This is a genomic window from Citrobacter sp. Ce104 (assembly GCF_030334595.1).
Classification (GTDB): Bacteria; Pseudomonadota; Gammaproteobacteria; order Enterobacterales; family Enterobacteriaceae; genus Citrobacter; species Citrobacter europaeus.
In genome coordinates, this window is record NZ_JAOWDP010000069.1 from 616,435 (window position 1) to 633,287 (window position 16,853).

Sequence of the window (16,853 nt, forward strand, 5' to 3'; positions counted from 1 at the left end):
CGCGTCCTTATAAGAAAGGTTTAACGTCGCCGACGCCTTCACGCAACACGACCGGAGAATCGTCGGTTAAATCGATGACCGTGGTCGGCTGCTGGCCGAGATATCCGCCGTGGATAATTAAATCCACCTGTTTCTCCAGGCGATCTTTAATTTCTTCCGGATCTGACTCGGTAAATTCGCTGCCCGGCAGCATCAGCGACGTAGAGAGCATCGGCTCGCCCAGCGCTTCCAGCAACGCCAGCGCAATGGGATTCGAGGGTACACGCAGGCCGATGGTCTTACGTTTTTCCTGCAACAGTCGACGTGGCACTTCTTTCGTCCCTTTCAGGATGAAGGTGTAGTTGCCCGGCGTGTTGTTTTTAATTAAACGAAAGGCCACGTTGTCGACAAACGAATAGGTCGACAGTTCAGACAAGTCACGGCACATCAGCGTAAAGTTGTGCCCGTCCGGCAGGTGACGAATGCGACAAATGCGCTCCATCGCGCCTTTATCTTCAATTTTGCAGCCCAACGCATAGCCGGAATCGGTTGGATAGACGATCACCCCACCTTTACGCACGATTTCAACGGCCTGATTGATCAGTCGCTGTTGTGGGTTTTCGGGATGAATATAAAAAAACTGGCTCATACTTTCCTCTCTGTGGTCTCGGGCTGTTCCCAGAGTTGCCAGACGCCTTCTACGCCTGCGGGCAACCAGAGTTTACGCCCCAGCTCAATCCATGGACAGGGTAGATGAAAATCAGACCCTTGCGATGCCCACAGTTGATGCGAACGCGCAAGCGTCGCCAGATGGGTGCGTTCATTGGGAGACTGCTGGCACTGTGCCACTTCCATCGCGTCGCCGCGATGTTCAGCAAAATGCGCAACCAGTCTTTTCAGCCACTTAGCGCTAAGATCGTACCGCCCAGGATGAGCCAGAACTGCCTTACCGCCAGAATGATGAATGACATCAATAGCTTGTTCTATTGTACACCACTGTGGCGGAACGTAACCGGTTTTCCCACGGGCAAGATATTTTTTAAAGACATCCGCCATGGTTGTGGCTTTTCCGCATTCCACCAGAAAACGCGCAAAATGGCCCCGGGTAACCGCCCCGCCATCAGCAAGACGTAACGCCCCTTCCCACGCCCCGGGAATATGCGCTTTATCGAGCCGTTCGGCAATCAGGCGTGCGCGCTGCTGACGACGTTCCGTTTGTTGCGCCAGAAAATCGCGCATCATTGGATGGGCGGTATCAATGTTCAGACCCACTATATGGATCTCATGATTTTCCCAGACCGTTGATATTTCGACGCCGGGGATCAAATTTAACGCTAAACCCGAACGTGAAATTTCTTCTCTTGCCGCCGCAATACCCGCCGTGGTGTCATGATCGGTGATCGCCAGTGTACCGACTCGCATCTCTACCGCACGGTGTACTAAGGCTTCTGGCGTTAATCGTCCATCGGAGGCTGTAGTATGACTGTGCAGGTCATAAATCACTGCGTAATTCGTGTCGCTCAAGGCGGCTCCCGTTTCAATAAATGTCTTAACACGCTCATCATAGCGGTTTCGACAAATATACTGAAATCAGGTGTTGACTTTATTCCATCGAACTAGTTAACTAGTACGCAAGTTCACATGAAGAAGGTATCTGAGATGAAAGCAACATTTTTTCTGCACGGTTGGTGGCGCACTTCCTGATTTCGGGCAGTGTCTTACGTCTGCAATATGCAACCAGATACCCGGCCCGCCAAATGAGCGGGCTTTTTTTTGAACAAAATTAATGAGAATAACGATGCAAACTCAAAAACCGACACTCGAACTGCTAGCCTGCGATGCCGCCTACCGTGAAAATCCAACGGCGCTGTTTCACCAGGTGTGTGGCGCACGCCCGGCCACGCTGCTGCTGGAATCTGCCGATATCGACAGCAAAGACGATCTGAAAAGCCTGCTGCTGGTCGACAGCGCATTACGCATTACCGCCCTCGGTGACGCTGTCACTATTCAGGCATTATCCGCAAACGGCGCATCGCTGCTGCCCCTGCTGGATGCCGCTCTGCCAGCTGGCGTTGAGAACGAACAACAACCAAATGGCCGTCATCTGCGATTCCCTGCCGTCAGCCCGCTGCTTGATGAAGACGCTCGCTTATGCTCCCTTTCCGTATTTGATGCTTTCCGTTTATTGCAGGAGCTGGTTAATGTTCCTGCGCAAGAACGTGAAGCCATGTTCTTTGGCGGTCTGTTTTCCTACGACCTGGTTGCCGGTTTTGAAGAGTTACCACAACTTGAAGCGGGCAACCGTTGCCCTGACTACTGCTTCTATCTGGCTGAAACGCTGATGGTGATCGACCACCAGAAGAAAAGTACCCGCATTCAGGCCAGCGTATTTACCCCTGACGATGTAGAAAAACAGCGACTCAACGCCCGACTGGCGCAGTTGAGCCAGCAGCTTACCGAGCCTGCGCCGCCGCTGCCCGTCACTGAAGTCCCGCAGATGCGCTGTGAATGCAATCAGAGCGATGAAGAATTTGGCGCCGTGGTGCGTGGGATGCAAAAAGCCATTCGCGCGGGCGAAATTTTCCAGGTTGTTCCGTCCCGCCGTTTCTCGCTGCCCTGCCCGTCACCGCTGGCAGCCTACTATGTCCTGAAGAAAAGTAACCCCAGCCCGTACATGTTTTTCATGCAGGACAACGATTTCACGCTGTTTGGCGCCTCCCCGGAAAGCTCACTGAAATACGATGCCACCAGTCGCCAGATTGAAATCTACCCGATTGCCGGAACCCGCCCACGCGGTCGTCGTGCAGACGGTTCGCTTGACCGCGATCTCGACAGCCGTATTGAGCTGGAGATGCGTACAGACCATAAAGAGCTTTCCGAGCACCTGATGCTGGTTGACCTTGCGCGTAACGACCTGGCGCGCATTTGTACGCCGGGCAGCCGCTACGTTGCTGATCTGACCAAAGTGGATCGGTACTCCTTCGTGATGCACCTGGTTTCCCGGGTAGTAGGCGAGCTGCGTAGCGATCTGGATGTGCTGCATGCTTACCGTGCCTGCATGAACATGGGCACGCTTAGCGGCGCGCCGAAGGTTCGCGCCATGCAGCTTATCGCCGAAGCCGAAGGTCGCCGCCGCGGCAGCTATGGCGGCGCGGTAGGTTACTTCACGGCCCATGGCGATCTGGACACCTGTATTGTGATTCGTTCTGCTCTCGTGGAAGACGGTATTGCCACCGTGCAGGCCGGCGCCGGGATTGTGCTGGATTCTGTTCCACAGTCTGAAGCCGATGAGACCCGTAATAAAGCACGAGCGGTTCTGCGTGCTATCGCCACCGCGCACCACGCACAGGAGACTTTCTAATGGCTGACATTCTGCTGCTCGATAATATCGACTCTTTTACTTATAACCTGGCAGATCAGCTGCGCACTAACGGTCACAACGTGGTGATTTACCGCAACCATATTCCGGCCCAGACGTTAATTGACCGCTTAGCAACCATGAAAAACCCGGTGCTGATGCTCTCTCCGGGTCCTGGTGCGCCAAGCGAAGCCGGCTGCATGCCGGAGCTGTTAACCCGCCTGCGCGGCAAACTGCCAATTATCGGCATTTGTCTGGGGCATCAGGCGATTGTTGAAGCCTATGGTGGTTATGTCGGTCAGGCTGGCGAAATCCTGCACGGCAAAGCGTCCAGCATTGAACACGACGGCCAGGCAATGTTCGCCGGTCTGGCAAATCCGCTGCCGGTGGCGCGCTACCATTCGCTGGTTGGCAGTAATGTGCCCGCCGGATTGACCATCAACGCCCACTTTAACGGCATGGTGATGGCGGTGCGTCACGACACCGATCGCGTCTGCGGCTTCCAGTTCCATCCGGAATCCATTCTGACTACCCAGGGCGCGCGTCTGCTGGAGCAAACGCTGGCCTGGGCGCAACAGAAGCTCGAACAGACCAATACGCTGCAACCCATTCTGGAGAAACTGTATCAGGCTCAGACGCTGTCTCAGCAGGAAAGCCACCAGCTGTTTTCTGCTGTGGTACGCGGTGAACTGAAGCCGGAACAACTGGCTGCAGCACTGGTGAGCATGAAAATCCGTGGTGAACACCCGAATGAAATTGCCGGTGCGGCAACCGCGCTACTGGAAAACGCCGCTCCGTTCCCGCGTCCTGATTATCTGTTTGCCGACATTGTCGGTACCGGCGGCGACGGCAGCAACAGTATCAATATTTCTACCGCCAGCGCGTTTGTTGCGGCGGCTTGCGGATTGAAAGTCGCCAAACACGGCAACCGCAGCGTATCCAGCAAATCGGGTTCTTCGGATCTGTTAGCGGCATTTGGTATCAATCTGGATATGAACGCCGATAAATCCCGTCAGGCGCTTGACGACCTCGGGGTGTGCTTCCTGTTTGCGCCGAAATATCACACCGGATTTCGCCATGCCATGCCGGTACGCCAACAGTTGAAAACCCGCACGCTCTTTAACGTGCTCGGCCCACTGATTAACCCGGCGCATCCGCCGCTGGCGCTGATCGGCGTATACAGCCCGGAACTGGTGCTGCCGATTGCCGAAACGCTGCGCGTATTGGGATATCAGCGGGCAGCCGTAGTGCACAGTGGCGGCATGGATGAGGTTTCATTGCATGCGCCGACCATTGTGGCAGAGCTGCACGATGGCGAAATCAAGAGTTATCAACTGACGGCGGAAGACTTTGGCCTGACGCCGTACCATCAGGAACAGCTGGCGGGCGGCACGCCGGAAGAAAACCGTGACATTCTTAGTCGCTTGTTACAAGGTAAAGGTGAAGCCGCTCATGAAGCTGCTGTTGCCGCAAATGTCGCCATGTTAATGCGCCTGCACGGTGAAGAAGATTTAAAAGCCAATGCGCAAACCGTGATTAATGTACTGCGCAGCGGTGCGGCCTATGACCGCGTCACTGCACTGGCAGCAAGAGGGTAAATGATGCAAACCGTTTTAGCGAAAATTGTCGCAGACAAGGCGATTTGGGTAGAAGCCCGCAAACAGCAACAACCGCTGGCCAGCTTTCAGAATGATGTTCAACCCAGCTCTCGCGATTTCTACGATGCGCTGCAGGGTGCGCGCACCGCCTTTATTCTGGAGTGCAAAAAAGCGTCTCCGTCAAAAGGCGTGATCCGCGATGACTTTGACCCGGCACAGATTGCGGGGATATATAAACATTATGCTTCCGCAATTTCCGTCCTGACCGATGAGAAATATTTCCAGGGGAGCTTTGATTTCCTGCCCATCGTCAGCCGGATCGCACCGCAGCCGATTCTGTGTAAGGATTTTATTATCGATCCATACCAGATTTACCTGGCACGTTTCTACCAGGCGGATGCCTGTCTGTTGATGCTGTCGGTGCTTGATGATGAGCAATACCGTCAACTCGCCGCCGTCGCCCACAGTTTGAAAATGGGCGTACTGACCGAAGTCAGTAACGAAGAAGAGCTGGAGCGTGCTATCGCTCTGGGCGCCAAAGTCGTTGGTATCAATAACCGTGATTTACGCGATCTGTCGATTGACCTGAATCGCACCCGCCAGTTGGCGCCGCGACTGGGTCATGGCGTAACCGTCATCAGCGAGTCCGGCATCAATACCTATGGTCAGGTGCGCGAGCTCAGCCACTTCGCCAACGGTTTTCTGATTGGCTCCGCGCTGATGTCGCACGATGATCTGCATGCCGCCGTACGTCGCGTACTACTTGGCGAGAATAAAGTCTGCGGTTTAACCCGGGCTCAGGATGCAAACGCGGCATACGAAGCGGGCGCCATTTACGGTGGCTTGATTTTTGTGCCCACATCGCCGCGCGCGATCGGCGTTGAACAGGCGCGAGAGGTCATGACCGGCGCTCCGCTGCAATACGTCGGGGTGTTTCGCAACACAGAGATTAGCGACGTGCGTGAAATAGCGGCTGCTTTGGGACTCACTGCCGTGCAACTGCATGGTAGTGAAGACCAGGCCTATATTGATGCGCTACGCGATGCGCTACCCGCACAGGTACAAATCTGGAAGGCGCTGAGCGTCAGCGAGACCTTGCCAGCCCGTGATTATCAGCATGTCGATAAATACGTATTCGACAATGGTCAGGGCGGCAGCGGTCAACGCTTCGACTGGTCACTTTTAGGCGGACAATCGCTGGATAACGTTTTACTGGCTGGCGGACTCGGCGCAGATAACTGCGTTGACGCAGCAAAAGCCGGCTGTGCCGGTCTCGATTTCAATTCTGGCGTAGAGTCACTGCCGGGCATCAAGGATGCACGTCTTTTGGCTTCGGTCTTTCAGACGCTGCGCGCATATTAAGGAAAAGGACATGACAACATTACTCAATCCATATTTTGGTGAATTTGGCGGTATGTATGTGCCACAGATTCTGATGCCTGCCCTGCGCCAGCTGGAAGAAGCTTTTGTCAGCGCGCAAAAAGATCCTGAATTTCAGGCGCAGTTTACAGACCTGCTGAAAAACTATGCTGGTCGCCCAACCGCACTGACCAAGTGCCAGAACATTACTCAAGGCACTAACACGACGCTGTATCTCAAACGTGAAGATTTACTGCACGGCGGCGCGCACAAAACTAACCAGGTACTGGGCCAGGCGTTGCTGGCGAAGCGTATGGGTAAAACAGAGATCATCGCCGAAACCGGCGCGGGTCAGCACGGTGTTGCATCAGCTCTCGCCAGCGCACTGCTGGGGTTGAAATGCCGTATTTATATGGGTGCGAAAGACGTTGAACGCCAGTCGCCTAACGTTTTCCGTATGCGTCTGATGGGTGCTGAAGTCATCCCGGTTCACAGCGGTTCCGCAACGCTGAAAGATGCCTGTAACGAAGCGCTGCGCGACTGGTCTGGCAGCTACGATACCGCGCACTATATGCTCGGTACGGCGGCAGGTCCGCACCCCTTCCCGACCATTGTTCGTGAATTCCAGCGCATGATCGGTGAAGAAACCAAAGCACAGATCCTCGAAAAAGAGGGGCGCCTGCCGGACGCCGTTATCGCCTGCGTGGGCGGCGGTTCTAATGCCATCGGTATGTTCGCCGACTTTATTAATGAAGCCAGCGTCGGTCTGATTGGTGTAGAGCCAGGCGGTCACGGGATTGAGTCCGGGGAACATGGCGCGCCGTTGAAACATGGCCGTGTCGGGATTTACTTCGGCATGAAGTCCCCTATGATGCAGACCGAAGAAGGACAGATTGAAGAGTCTTACTCTGTATCTGCGGGGCTGGACTTCCCGTCAGTAGGACCACAGCATGCGTATCTGAACAGCATTGGTCGCGCCGATTATGTTTCGATCACCGACGATGAAGCGCTGGAAGCCTTCAAAACGCTGTGTCTGCACGAGGGGATTATTCCGGCACTGGAGTCCTCCCATGCCCTGGCGCACGCATTGAAAATGATGCGTGAAAACCCGGAAAAAGAGCAGCTACTGGTGGTTAATCTCTCCGGTCGCGGCGACAAAGACATTTTCACCGTACACGATATTCTGAAAGCGCGAGGGGAAATCTGATGGAACGTTACGAAAACCTGTTTGCACAGCTGAAGGACCGCAAAGAAGGTGCTTTTGTCCCCTTCGTAACCCTGGGCGATCCGTCTGTAGAGCAGTCACTGAAAATCATTGATACGCTGATTGAAGCCGGTGCCGATGCCCTCGAGCTCGGTATTCCGTTCTCCGATCCGCTGGCTGACGGTCCAACTATTCAGGAAGCCACCCTGCGTGCGTTTGCCGCCGGCGTTACGCCGTCGCAATGCTTTGAAATGCTGGCGCTGATCCGCCAGAAGCACCCAACTATTCCCATTGGGTTGCTGATGTATGCCAACCTGGTGTTCAGTAAGGGCATTGATGAGTTTTACGCCCAGTGTGAAAAAGTGGGCGTGGATTCGGTGCTTGTAGCCGATGTTCCCGTTGAGGAATCCGCGCCATTCAGAGCTGCGGCACTGCGCCACAACATCGCACCTATTTTTATCTGTCCGCCGAACGCCGATGAAGAACTGCTGCGCCAGATTGCCTCTTACGGTCGCGGCTATACCTACCTGCTTTCGCGTGCAGGTGTTACCGGTGCGGAAAATCGTGCGGCGTTACCGCTGCATCACCTGGTCGAAAAATTGAAAGAATATGATGCGCCGCCTTCTTTACAGGGGTTCGGTATCTCTGCGCCTGAACAGGTCGCCGGTGCTATTGAAGCCGGCGCTGCTGGCGCAATTTCCGGCTCGGCGATTGTGAAAATCATTGAGAAGAATGTTGCGGTACCAGAACAAATGCTGGCTGAGCTGAAAGCTTTTGTCAGCGCGATGAAAGCCGCCACCCGCCAGTAAGCTACATCAACCGCCAGAAACTTCTGGCGGTTTTATCCCTCTTTCTTGTGCTTCATTTTATACATGGCGTTATCCGCATTCTGAATCGCCACATCCAATTCGCCGTTCACCTCTGCAATCCCCCACGAGACTGACAATGGCACGGTATGGCCGTCCACCACAAACACATGGCTGGTCACCTGCCCGCTAATACGTTGCGCGATTGCGAAGGCGTCATTAGCCTGCGAGCGAAACAGCAGGATCATAAATTCATCCCCGCCGGTGCGAATCACAATATCGTGGCTGGTGCGGGTGTTTGATAACATCCTGTTGGCAATAATTTGCAGCGCACGATCGCCCGCCGCATGGCCCCAGGTATCATTGACGGCCTTAAACTTATTGCAGTCCAGTAGCACCACCGAACAGTGTGATAAATCACGGCGCTTAATGATGTCGAGAATTCGACGATTAAAACAGCCGGTCAGCGTATCAATATAAACTTTAAGATCGCTTTCGTTCAGCCATGATTTTAACGAGAAACTAATGATGATGAAAAAGAACGGCGCCAGCAGCATAACGATTCCTGCATGCGGGTCGCGCGCCATAAAACGGCCTAATGAAAGTGAATAGTGCAGTGCATATTTCTCCGAAAAATTGCGCACCATAAAGCGGGATTGACCGTTACATTTACCGGATAAGCAGAGACTCTCATTATTGGTTAAATTCACCAACTCCACATTCAGCTCCGCTGGGATTTGGTCGTCAAATGCCTGAGCCAACGCTTCCTGCAATTCTGGCTTTGAATGGTCATAGACCAGATAGGCCACAATTTGGTCTGATATCTCTTTACCAGACAGATCGTAGATATAGCTCACCACGCTATAAGCTTTTTCACCGGTAATTTTATCGGTATAAAAGTTCGTGGAACTAAGGGCTTTATTTTTGACATTTTTCTGCAACAGTCGGGTATAGAAATCGACCGGCGGATAGAAAAATTGGGTAATATCCCGCGCCATTTCAGAATTAGAGAAACTGAAATTGCGCGAATCGGAAGCCATAAACCAGTAAAAATAATCTGAATTTTTGGCAATAATATAACGATGTGCATCGAAGCTGCCTGGGTTCAGCTCATTGACCATGCCGCGAATAAACTCCGCCGCCGTATACATACACAGCGCGTTGTGACCGATTTGCTGGGCAACCATTGTCCCCGTCGCCGAATGCAGCCGCTTTGGGTCGGCGTTAATACCCCATTCATTCTCATAGCGGGGAACAAATTGTGAAATATCGCCGCATTGTTCACCCGTTTTGATATGGTGATAGCGCTCACCAATTGCATCGGCGATCAGCTCGTTATCGTTAAAAATGTCCATCATGCGCGCTTGCAGGCGGTTAACACCTTCGCTGGCTGCAGCCATACGCTGCTCATAAATAATAAACAGAAACAACGAGGTAAATATCAACGTAATGAGCCCTGATACCAGCAGTGCCTGCCTGTTTCTGAGCTTGTCCTGCACAATCTTCACGAGTCCACCCTGATAGTTAACATATTGCCAAACCGGTTACCCGTTTTTGTTGTTGCATAACTGCGCTGTACGTTGATTGAGAATATTAACCTTCCCTAAGCTGATGAGTTAGAAGCCCGTTGTTATGCGAGCTAAAGTTACAGACTTATACAATAAAAGCGCATTTTTGTTAACATAAATGCAAACTAATCATCACCCTCAATCGGATATCCTGCCCGACGAATGGCCTCACGACAATCGCTCACGCCTGCGGCGTAGCCCGCTTCAATCTCACAAACCGGACTGGCGCTGCAAAAAGGTAGTGTAACCGGAGTCGCAATACGTTTTTCCAGCGTCTCAATTTTATCCATATAAATCAGTAATTCACGTGCGGCACTCACGGCAAACGCTGCCGTTTGATCTTCGGTGAATGGTTCCAGAAGCGTGATTTTTTGTTGTAGCAGGTAGCGAGTCAACATCATTGTGAATGCCCTCAAAGCCAGTTTGCTTAAAGAGTAGCATTACATCGACGGGGAGAGTGGCTGGAAGAAATAAATGGGCAATAAAAAAAGCTGACCGTGGAGCGATCAGCCTTTCATCATTTTAATCATGGACTTAGAAGCGATAACCCGCAGAGAACATAAACACCCACGGATCGAGGCGTACGCTGTCATGCTGCTGCGCGCCAGCCAGTTTGTAGCTCGCGGTGGTGTCGATATCCATGTACCAGACCGACATGTTAATCAACCAGTCGCGGTTAATCAGGTAGTCCATACCCACTTGCCCTGCCGCGCCCCAGGAATCTTTCAGGCTCAGGTCAGATAAACCAGTCTGTTTGCCGTTATCGTTAAAACCTTCGTCAAAGAAGGTGGTGTAGTTCACACCAACACCCACGTATGGACGCAGTTTGCTGCTGGAATCACCGAAATACCACTGTGCCATTAAGGTCGGCGGTAAATGGTGGACGGTAGCAATGTCACCCGTTGTGGCAGTACCAATTTTATGGCGGAACGGCGTGGCTGCCAGTAATTCAACACCGATATTGTCGGTTGCCATATAGGTAAATGTCAGACCCAACTGCGTGTTATTGCTGACATTAAAGCCACCCAGGCTTCCCAGCGTACCACCCGCGCCTTCCGTCGGTCTGACGGTGGCAGAACCTGCACGAATAAAGAATTCTCCGGCCTCATGCGCAAATGCGTTGCCAGAGAGAAGAGTTGTTAAAGCCAATGCTGCAACTGTTAATTTTTTCATGTCCGCTCCATCGTTATGGTTATAAAAGCGGAACGAATATACCCACATTGGAGTAATAAGTGATCTAACCTGGATCACATTGACTTTGATAATTTAACATTTATTGATCCAGATTAAGTTAGAACTTGCATTCAAAATCCTGGTTAACTTAATTCAGATCAATTTTGATATATTTTCGCCACGCAAGTAACTGACCTGCGTTGCCGAATGGCGATGGTTATTTGTCCGTGATGCGCAGAGAACAACCAACGTTCTTGCATGACGCTGAAGTCATAGCCAAAAATTACCGGGGCTTTACAAAGATATGCTTTTCCATACATCGCGCGATGCTGCCACTGTGGAGTTATCCAGGGTACAATTGCCCGCAAATGAACACCTGCAAAACTCAAGGAGAGTGCATGTCTATCACGGCGAAATCCGTTTACCGTGACACGGGAAACTTTTTCCGTAATCAATTCATTACCATCTTGCTGGTATCGTTGTTGTGCGCGTTTATCACAGTGGTGTTAGGGCATGCCTTTTCTCCCACCGACGCACAAATTGCGCAACTCAGTGAAGGCGATCAGTTAACCAGCAGCGTGGGCTTGTTCGATCTGGTACAGAACATGACCCCGGAGCAACAGCAAATTTTGCTACGCGCCTCCGCGGCGTCGACGTTTTCCGGCTTGATTGGTAATGCCATCCTCGCCGGGGGTGTCATCCTGATGATTCAACTGATTTCTGCCGGTCATCGGGTCAGCGCATTACGCGCCATCGGTGCCAGCGCGCCGGTTCTGCCTAAGCTGTTTATTCTGATTTTTCTGACTACTCTGCTGGTGCAAATCGGTATTATGCTGGTTGTGGTGCCGGGTATTCTGCTGGCCATCCTGCTGGCGCTCGCACCGGTGATGTTGGTACAGGACAAAATGGGTGTCTTTGCCGCTATGCGCAACAGTATGCGCCTGGCATGGTCGAATATGCGCCTGGTTGCGCCAGCAGTGATCGGTTGGCTGCTGGCAAAAACTCTGCTGTTGCTTTTTGCGCCAAGTTTTGCGGTACTTACGCCAAATGTAGGCGCGGTATTGGCGAATACGCTGAGCAATATGATCTCCGCCGTGTTGCTGATCTATTTGTTCCGCCTGTACATGCTGATTCGCCAATAAACCCTGAACGCTTCCGGGCTTGTACCCGGTGCTTTTGATGACGGAATCGAAGAATGAAGCAGTTTCTTGATTTTTTACCGCTGGTTGTCTTTTTTGCTTTTTATAAGCTCTACGACATCTATGCGGCGACCTCGGCGCTGATTGTCGCGACGGCTGTTGTTTTAATTTACAGCTGGGTTCGCTATCGCAAGGTCGAAAAGATGGCATTAATCACCTTTGTTCTGGTAGCCGTGTTCGGTGGCCTGACCATCTTCTTCCACAATGATGAATTCATTAAGTGGAAAGTAACGGTGATTTATGGACTGTTTGCCGGTGCACTGCTGGTTAGCCAGTGGGTGATGAAAAAGCCGCTGATCCAGCGCATGTTAGGCAAAGAGCTGACCCTGCCTCAGCCGGTATGGTCAAAACTTAATTTAGCCTGGGCCGTCTTCTTCATCCTGTGCGGTCTGGCGAATATCTATATTGCGTTTTGGCTACCGCAGAATATTTGGGTCAACTTTAAAGTATTCGGCCTGACCGCCCTGACTCTACTCTTTACGTTACTAAGCGGAGTCTATATTTACCGCCATCTTCCGCAGGAAGATAAATCGTAATACATGCTCGCCAGATCTACGGATCTGGCAAATTTTTATCCCCTCGCGTTCCTTATCTCCTTTAACCCGACTGACTTCCGCTCCACACGCTGCATCCCTCTGTTCTCAGCGCGTAAATTCTAGTAGCATCGCGCCTGTAATCTTTCTCTATAGTCGGTTCTACAATGACAACAACGAATAACACTCCCCAGGGCGAACTGGTTTTACGCACTCTGGCTATGCCTGCCGATACCAACGCGAACGGTGATATTTTTGGCGGCTGGCTGATGTCACAAATGGATATAGGCGGCGCTATTCAGGCCAAAGAGATCGCACATGGTCGTGTGGTCACGGTGCGGGTTGAAGGAATGAGCTTTTTGCGCCCGGTCGCCGTAGGCGATGTGGTTTGTTGCTATGCTCGCTGCGTGAAGCGCGGGACGACTTCGATCAGCATTAATATTGAAGTTTGGGTAAAGAAAGTTGCTTCAGAACCTATCGGCCAGCGCTATAAAGCCACCGAAGCCCTGTTTATCTATGTTGCCGTTGATAAAGACGGTAAACCTCGTCCAATCCCTACCCTGGCCTGATCGCTCGCGCCAGCACCGCCTGCCGGTAATCATACTCTTGATCATTACCGGCAGGCGGCGGACCGCCAAATTCGGCCTGACGTTTACTCGATTTGCGTTGTGCCGTTCAGGCGGAAGACAATATTCACCACCAGCCCGGAACCTGGTTTACCGGCCTCATAGCGCCATCTGCGCATTGCATTTTTCACTTCACGCTCAAACATATTCGCAGGCTGTGCGGACAGAACTTCTACATTTTCAACCCGGCCATCCGAGGTTACGTCAAATTTGACCTTCACACGGCCTTCAATGCGCAGCGCCTGGGCACGCGCCGGATACTGCGGCTGATTACGGCTTAAGGCTCGCGGACCAGAAGGTGCGCTCACCGCCGGTTTAGTCGTTGCCGGGGCGCTACTGGTCGTTGGACGCGCAGGCGCAGTATTTTCAAACGGAGACGACTGACGCGGCTCGGCTGGCTTAAGATCACGCTTCGGCTGCTCTTCCACCTTTTTCACCGGTTTTGGCTTCGGTTTAGGCTTGGGCTTCGGTTTCTCAATCACTACCGGCGCTTCTTTTGGCGGTTCCGGGATCGGCTCTGGTTCCGGTTCAGGCTCGACGACGGGTTCCGGCGGCGGCTGAACGGCCTGAGGCGGTTCAAGATCGGCAGGCGCAACCATCGTAACGGAGATCGGCTGCGCTGGCGCAGGCAGTTCAATAACCTGATGTACCGAGGTATACAGCAAACCTGCCACTACAGCACCATGAATGCCGACTGAAAGTAACGTAGGCCAGGGAAAGCGACGAGGTAAATCAAGGGTCATTGAAGTCATAATCGTTTCAGTAAAAAAACCAGGCCCTGATTTTAAATGCAAATAGCAATCATATTCAATAAGACCGTGAAGCTAACTGGCATTTAAAACGCGATTTTATGATAAAAAACCATTTCCATAGTATGGCCTTAACATATCAGCTATCTTTCCGTTGCAGTTATCAGGCCTTTCCAATAACGTAAATATGACCTTTTACCGTTCAAGGAGCTCTACCCGTGCTGTACGTTATTTACGCTCAAGATATTGCAGACTCTCTCGAAAAACGTCTTTCTGTACGCCCTGCCCATCTGGCTCGTCTGCAACTCCTGCATGACGAAGGCCGCTTGCTGACTGCAGGCCCCATGCCAGCGGTTGACAGTAACGATCCGGGTGCAGCAGGGTTTACCGGCTCAACGGTGATTGCAGAATTTGAATCTTTAGAAGCCGCGCAGGCGTGGGCTGAAGCCGATCCGTATGTGGCGGCAGGCGTTTATGCGCAGGTTTCAGTAAAACCGTACAAAAAGGTTTTTTGAATTTAAAAAACTCACTTTAAATTCAAACATATAAGCAAACAACTACATCCAAAACCCAAATTAAGGGCGCATTTAGGTACACATTAATCTACGCGCCCTCTCTTTTAGTTACCACCTATACTTTCAGTCTGACATATGGCTGGAGGTTTCTATGTGTGGACGCTTTTCACAGTCAATGACGCGAGAAGATTATCTCGCCCTTCTCGCTGAAGAAGTCGAACGAGACATTCCATATGACCCGGAACCGATCGGACGTTTCAACGTGGCTCCAGGTACCAAAGTTCTGCTTCTTAGCGAACGTGACGAGAAACTCCATCTTGATCCAGTTATCTGGGGATACTCCCCCGGATGGTGGGATAAACCACCGCTAATTAACGCACGCTCTGAAACTGCGGCCACCAGCAGAATGTTTAAACCACTCTGGCAGCATGGTCGCGCAATTTGCTTTGCTGATGGCTGGTACGAATGGAAAAAGGAAGGCGACAAGAAACAACCCTTCTTCATTCATCGGGCCGATGGTCAGCCAATATACATGGCAGCGATCGGCAGCACACCATTCGAACGTGGAGATGAAGCAGAAGGATTCCTGATAGTTACAGCTGCGGCTGACAAAGGACTGGTAGATATTCACGACAGGCGGCCGCTGGTACTATCACCAGAAGCCGCTCGCGAATGGATGAGGCAGGACATTGGAGGAAAAGAAGCTGCGGAAATTGCGGCCGACGGTTCCGTGCCGGCTGATAAATTCATATGGCATGCCGTAACACGTGCCGTCGGGAATGTGAAAAATCAGGGAGCAGAACTAATACAGACAATATGATTACATTACCGGACAATCATCAAATTCCGCATTCCTGGCATCATTAATGATGTACGTGATCACCCCGAATATAGCGTGTGAGGAATTGTAGCCATCACCGTCTTGAGGCAGTGCTTCCCTTCTCCCGTTCTCCAGATTAATCAGGTGGGGCTGAGGGTGTGTTCGGTATCGCTTGATTCTGAACTCCCCGTCTATTGCACATATCAGCAGCGAGCCATCACAGGCTGAAAGCGACGCATCCACAACAAGCAGCGCCCCCTGGAGTATTCCTTCCCTGAAATGTGAACGCGATGCCCGCATGAAATATGTCGCCGCAGGCTGGTTGATTAGCTGCTGATCGAGGGAAATCCTTGTTTCAACGTAATCGCTGGCCGGTGAAGGGAACCCCATGACTATAGCCCTCCGTTTGGGTTAAAAAGCATGAAAGTACGCTCTTCCCCTTCGACAGTTGATATGTCTTTAAAGGTACTAACACTGGATTCGATCCAGGCATTGGCATCTTTGAGTGAGAAGTCCCAGTTAACTTTCTTCAGTTCCCGGACAAAATCCCTTGTCGTGACCGTTCTACGGCCACTTGGCTCCCTTACAATCGCAGAGCGAAAAGCTGTCTCAATTTCGTAATAACGTGGCATCGTCTTACCTCTCAATAATACTGTTTATATATACAGTATAATTAATTAAAGTGCAGAGCAAGACAGACAAAAACTATCGTTCATCACCACTGTGCAAGGCTATGATTTTACAAGTGCCGGAAATTTTCTGTACAACGTAGACACCCCCACGTCATAGATAATAGCCACGTGTTGACGAGATTCACCCGCAGCAATGAGTCTTCCAGCTTGCGCCCACTGTTCCTCCGTTAACTTTGGTCGCCGACCGCCAATCCGACCTTCAGCGCGCGCTGCAGCTAACCCTGCCCGGGTGCGTTCGACAATAAGCTCTCTTTCCATTTCAGCCAGCGCGCCCATTACATGAAAGAAGAATCTCCCCATAGGGGTACTCGTATCGATGCTATCCGTCAGGCTCCGGAAGTTAACCCCTTTCTCCCGCAGCTCCTCCACTAACACAACAAGATGTCGCATGCTGCGACCGAGCCGATCCAGCTTCCATACCACTAGCGTATCGCCTTCAGATAGCATCCGGAGCACCTTTTTTAATCCTGGTCTGTCGGATACCTTACCGCTGATCTTGTCTTCGAAAATCAGCTCACATCCTGCACTCTCGAGCGCATTTCTCTGGAGTGCAGTGTTCTGGTCATTTGTTGACACGCGTACATAGCCAATAAGCATGATAAATCTCTTCGCTAAAAGCTGGGATCATGCCATCTGTACCTGAAATATTCATTTTCGCAAACGTTGGTTTGGGA

General features: G+C 51.8%; 20 protein-coding genes, 1 pseudogene and 1 other annotated feature. Of the genes and pseudogenes, 12 read left to right on the forward strand and 9 right to left on the reverse strand.

All coding sequences use genetic code 11. The features are described from left to right. Positions 1 to 7: 7 nt before the first annotated feature. Together OGW16_RS25685 and rnm are read right to left on the reverse strand one after the other, a co-directional pair. The gene (locus tag OGW16_RS25685) at positions 8 to 628 is read right to left on the reverse strand and encodes an L-threonylcarbamoyladenylate synthase (protein ID WP_003020628.1); all 621 of its coding nucleotides are present in this window, start codon (positions 626 to 628) and stop codon (positions 8 to 10) included. After that, complete coding sequence (gene rnm / locus OGW16_RS25690; protein WP_047410842.1) at positions 625 to 1,503, reverse strand: RNase RNM; 879 nt, start codon at positions 1,501 to 1,503, stop codon at positions 625 to 627. The genes OGW16_RS25685 and rnm overlap by 4 nt, the downstream gene beginning before the upstream one ends. 135 nt (positions 1,504 to 1,638) lie before the next feature. Between rnm and trpL the strand changes: the two genes are divergently transcribed. The 6 genes from trpL (at position 1,639) to trpA (ending at position 8,307) form a co-directional block, all read left to right on the forward strand. Beyond that, positions 1,639 to 1,683, forward strand: a complete 45-nt coding sequence (trpL, locus tag OGW16_RS25695) for a trp operon leader peptide (RefSeq protein WP_191229385.1) — start codon at positions 1,639 to 1,641, stop codon at positions 1,681 to 1,683. Next, positions 1,660 to 1,754 (forward strand) — a sequence feature (Trp leader region). (Overlaps the previous gene by 24 nt.) A gap of 23 nt (positions 1,755 to 1,777) precedes the next feature. After that, the gene (locus OGW16_RS25700; protein ID WP_047410834.1) at positions 1,778 to 3,340 is read left to right on the forward strand and encodes an anthranilate synthase component 1; all 1,563 of its coding nucleotides are present in this window, start codon (positions 1,778 to 1,780) and stop codon (positions 3,338 to 3,340) included. Next, positions 3,340 to 4,935, forward strand: a complete 1,596-nt coding sequence (gene trpD / locus OGW16_RS25705) for a bifunctional anthranilate synthase glutamate amidotransferase component TrpG/anthranilate phosphoribosyltransferase TrpD (RefSeq protein ID WP_003020639.1) — start codon at positions 3,340 to 3,342, stop codon at positions 4,933 to 4,935. Before OGW16_RS25700 ends, trpD begins: the two co-directional genes overlap by 1 nt. 3 nt (positions 4,936 to 4,938) lie before the next feature. Further along, the gene (trpCF, locus tag OGW16_RS25710) at positions 4,939 to 6,297 is read left to right on the forward strand and encodes a bifunctional indole-3-glycerol-phosphate synthase TrpC/phosphoribosylanthranilate isomerase TrpF (protein ID WP_047413470.1); all 1,359 of its coding nucleotides are present in this window, start codon (positions 4,939 to 4,941) and stop codon (positions 6,295 to 6,297) included. Between the two features lie 10 nt (positions 6,298 to 6,307). After that, on the forward strand, positions 6,308 to 7,501 hold the full coding sequence (gene trpB / locus OGW16_RS25715) for a tryptophan synthase subunit beta (protein WP_043016140.1): 1,194 nt from the start codon (positions 6,308 to 6,310) through the stop codon (positions 7,499 to 7,501). Next, on the forward strand, positions 7,501 to 8,307 hold the full coding sequence (gene trpA / locus OGW16_RS25720) for a tryptophan synthase subunit alpha (protein ID WP_199994759.1): 807 nt from the start codon (positions 7,501 to 7,503) through the stop codon (positions 8,305 to 8,307). Before trpB ends, trpA begins: the two co-directional genes overlap by 1 nt. Positions 8,308 to 8,339: 32 nt before the next feature. On the opposite strand, the gene OGW16_RS25725 is transcribed toward trpA, so the two are convergent. From OGW16_RS25725 to ompW, 3 genes are all read right to left on the reverse strand, one after another. Next, entirely contained in the window at positions 8,340 to 9,812 is a 1,473-nt protein-coding gene (locus OGW16_RS25725; RefSeq protein WP_286519272.1) for a GGDEF domain-containing protein, read from the reverse strand. A 185-nt stretch (positions 9,813 to 9,997) separates the two neighbouring features. Next, positions 9,998 to 10,273 carry a hypothetical protein gene (locus OGW16_RS25730; RefSeq protein ID WP_200007108.1) on the reverse strand — a complete coding sequence of 92 codons (276 nt, stop codon included), beginning with the start codon at positions 10,271 to 10,273 and terminating at the stop codon, positions 9,998 to 10,000. Positions 10,274 to 10,406: 133 nt separating this feature from the next. Further along, entirely contained in the window at positions 10,407 to 11,045 is a 639-nt protein-coding gene (gene ompW / locus OGW16_RS25735) for an outer membrane protein OmpW (RefSeq protein ID WP_043016137.1), read from the reverse strand. 283 nt (positions 11,046 to 11,328) lie between these two features. Between ompW and OGW16_RS25740 the strand changes: the two are divergent. From OGW16_RS25740 to yciA, 4 genes and pseudogenes are all read left to right on the forward strand, one after another. Continuing rightward, positions 11,329 to 11,415 (forward strand): annotated as a pseudogene (locus OGW16_RS25740) (YkgJ family cysteine cluster protein); the annotation flags it as partial. A 28-nt stretch (positions 11,416 to 11,443) separates the two neighbouring features. Next, a complete protein-coding gene (locus OGW16_RS25745) occupies positions 11,444 to 12,187 on the forward strand; it encodes a YciC family protein (protein WP_003020663.1) in 744 nt (247 codons plus the stop codon). 53 nt (positions 12,188 to 12,240) lie between these two features. Further along, positions 12,241 to 12,780, forward strand: a complete 540-nt coding sequence (locus OGW16_RS25750; protein WP_043016136.1) for a septation protein A — start codon at positions 12,241 to 12,243, stop codon at positions 12,778 to 12,780. Positions 12,781 to 12,944: 164 nt separating this feature from the next. Then, on the forward strand, positions 12,945 to 13,346 hold the full coding sequence (gene yciA / locus OGW16_RS25755) for an acyl-CoA thioester hydrolase YciA (RefSeq protein ID WP_003020670.1): 402 nt from the start codon (positions 12,945 to 12,947) through the stop codon (positions 13,344 to 13,346). Positions 13,347 to 13,429: 83 nt separating this feature from the next. Here the strand turns inward: yciA and tonB are convergent, their stop codons facing one another. Further along, positions 13,430 to 14,146 (reverse strand): TonB system transport protein TonB, encoded by a 717-nt coding sequence (gene tonB / locus OGW16_RS25760; protein WP_200000774.1) that lies wholly within the window; start codon positions 14,144 to 14,146, stop codon positions 13,430 to 13,432. Positions 14,147 to 14,370: 224 nt separating this feature from the next. Between tonB and OGW16_RS25765 the strand changes: the two genes are divergently transcribed. After that, positions 14,371 to 14,667: a YciI family protein gene (locus OGW16_RS25765; protein ID WP_003020675.1), complete on the forward strand. Its 297-nt coding sequence runs from the start codon at positions 14,371 to 14,373 to the stop codon at positions 14,665 to 14,667. Between the two features lie 151 nt (positions 14,668 to 14,818). Next, on the forward strand, positions 14,819 to 15,487 hold the full coding sequence (locus tag OGW16_RS25770) for an SOS response-associated peptidase (protein WP_200000599.1): 669 nt from the start codon (positions 14,819 to 14,821) through the stop codon (positions 15,485 to 15,487). Here the strand turns inward: OGW16_RS25770 and OGW16_RS25775 are convergent, their stop codons facing one another. The 3 genes from OGW16_RS25775 to OGW16_RS25780 form a co-directional block, all read right to left on the reverse strand. Further along, positions 15,488 to 15,877, reverse strand: coding sequence for a HumD family translesion DNA polymerase (locus tag OGW16_RS25775; RefSeq protein ID WP_200000598.1), 390 nt, complete (start codon positions 15,875 to 15,877; stop codon positions 15,488 to 15,490). Positions 15,878 to 15,879: 2 nt separating this feature from the next. Then, positions 15,880 to 16,119 (reverse strand): DNA polymerase V, encoded by a 240-nt coding sequence (locus tag OGW16_RS26520; RefSeq protein WP_089663794.1) that lies wholly within the window; start codon positions 16,117 to 16,119, stop codon positions 15,880 to 15,882. A gap of 99 nt (positions 16,120 to 16,218) precedes the next feature. Continuing rightward, a complete protein-coding gene (locus OGW16_RS25780; protein ID WP_172860452.1) occupies positions 16,219 to 16,776 on the reverse strand; it encodes a recombinase family protein in 558 nt (185 codons plus the stop codon). Positions 16,777 to 16,853: the final 77 nt, after the last annotated feature.

What these genes read in the sequence shown, in the direction of transcription:
- OGW16_RS25685 (WP_003020628.1), bottom strand. Translation starts at nt 628, where the DNA reads ATGAGCCAGTTTTTTTATATTCATCCCGAAAACCCACAACAGCGACTG.
- OGW16_RS25700 (WP_047410834.1), top strand. Translation starts at nt 1,778, where the DNA reads ATGCAAACTCAAAAACCGACACTCGAACTGCTAGCCTGCGATGCCGCC.
- trpD (WP_003020639.1), top strand. Translation starts at nt 3,340, where the DNA reads ATGGCTGACATTCTGCTGCTCGATAATATCGACTCTTTTACTTATAAC.
- trpCF (WP_047413470.1), top strand. Translation starts at nt 4,939, where the DNA reads ATGCAAACCGTTTTAGCGAAAATTGTCGCAGACAAGGCGATTTGGGTA.
- trpB (WP_043016140.1), top strand. Translation starts at nt 6,308, where the DNA reads ATGACAACATTACTCAATCCATATTTTGGTGAATTTGGCGGTATGTAT.
- trpA (WP_199994759.1), top strand. Translation starts at nt 7,501, where the DNA reads ATGGAACGTTACGAAAACCTGTTTGCACAGCTGAAGGACCGCAAAGAA.
- OGW16_RS25730 (WP_200007108.1), bottom strand. Translation starts at nt 10,273, where the DNA reads ATGATGTTGACTCGCTACCTGCTACAACAAAAAATCACGCTTCTGGAA.
- ompW (WP_043016137.1), bottom strand. Translation starts at nt 11,045, where the DNA reads ATGAAAAAATTAACAGTTGCAGCATTGGCTTTAACAACTCTTCTCTCT.
- OGW16_RS25745 (WP_003020663.1), top strand. Translation starts at nt 11,444, where the DNA reads ATGTCTATCACGGCGAAATCCGTTTACCGTGACACGGGAAACTTTTTC.
- OGW16_RS25750 (WP_043016136.1), top strand. Translation starts at nt 12,241, where the DNA reads ATGAAGCAGTTTCTTGATTTTTTACCGCTGGTTGTCTTTTTTGCTTTT.
- yciA (WP_003020670.1), top strand. Translation starts at nt 12,945, where the DNA reads ATGACAACAACGAATAACACTCCCCAGGGCGAACTGGTTTTACGCACT.
- tonB (WP_200000774.1), bottom strand. Translation starts at nt 14,146, where the DNA reads ATGACCCTTGATTTACCTCGTCGCTTTCCCTGGCCTACGTTACTTTCA.
- OGW16_RS25770 (WP_200000599.1), top strand. Translation starts at nt 14,819, where the DNA reads ATGTGTGGACGCTTTTCACAGTCAATGACGCGAGAAGATTATCTCGCC.
- OGW16_RS25775 (WP_200000598.1), bottom strand. Translation starts at nt 15,877, where the DNA reads ATGGGGTTCCCTTCACCGGCCAGCGATTACGTTGAAACAAGGATTTCC.
- OGW16_RS26520 (WP_089663794.1), bottom strand. Translation starts at nt 16,119, where the DNA reads ATGCCACGTTATTACGAAATTGAGACAGCTTTTCGCTCTGCGATTGTA.
- OGW16_RS25780 (WP_172860452.1), bottom strand. Translation starts at nt 16,776, where the DNA reads ATGCTTATTGGCTATGTACGCGTGTCAACAAATGACCAGAACACTGCA.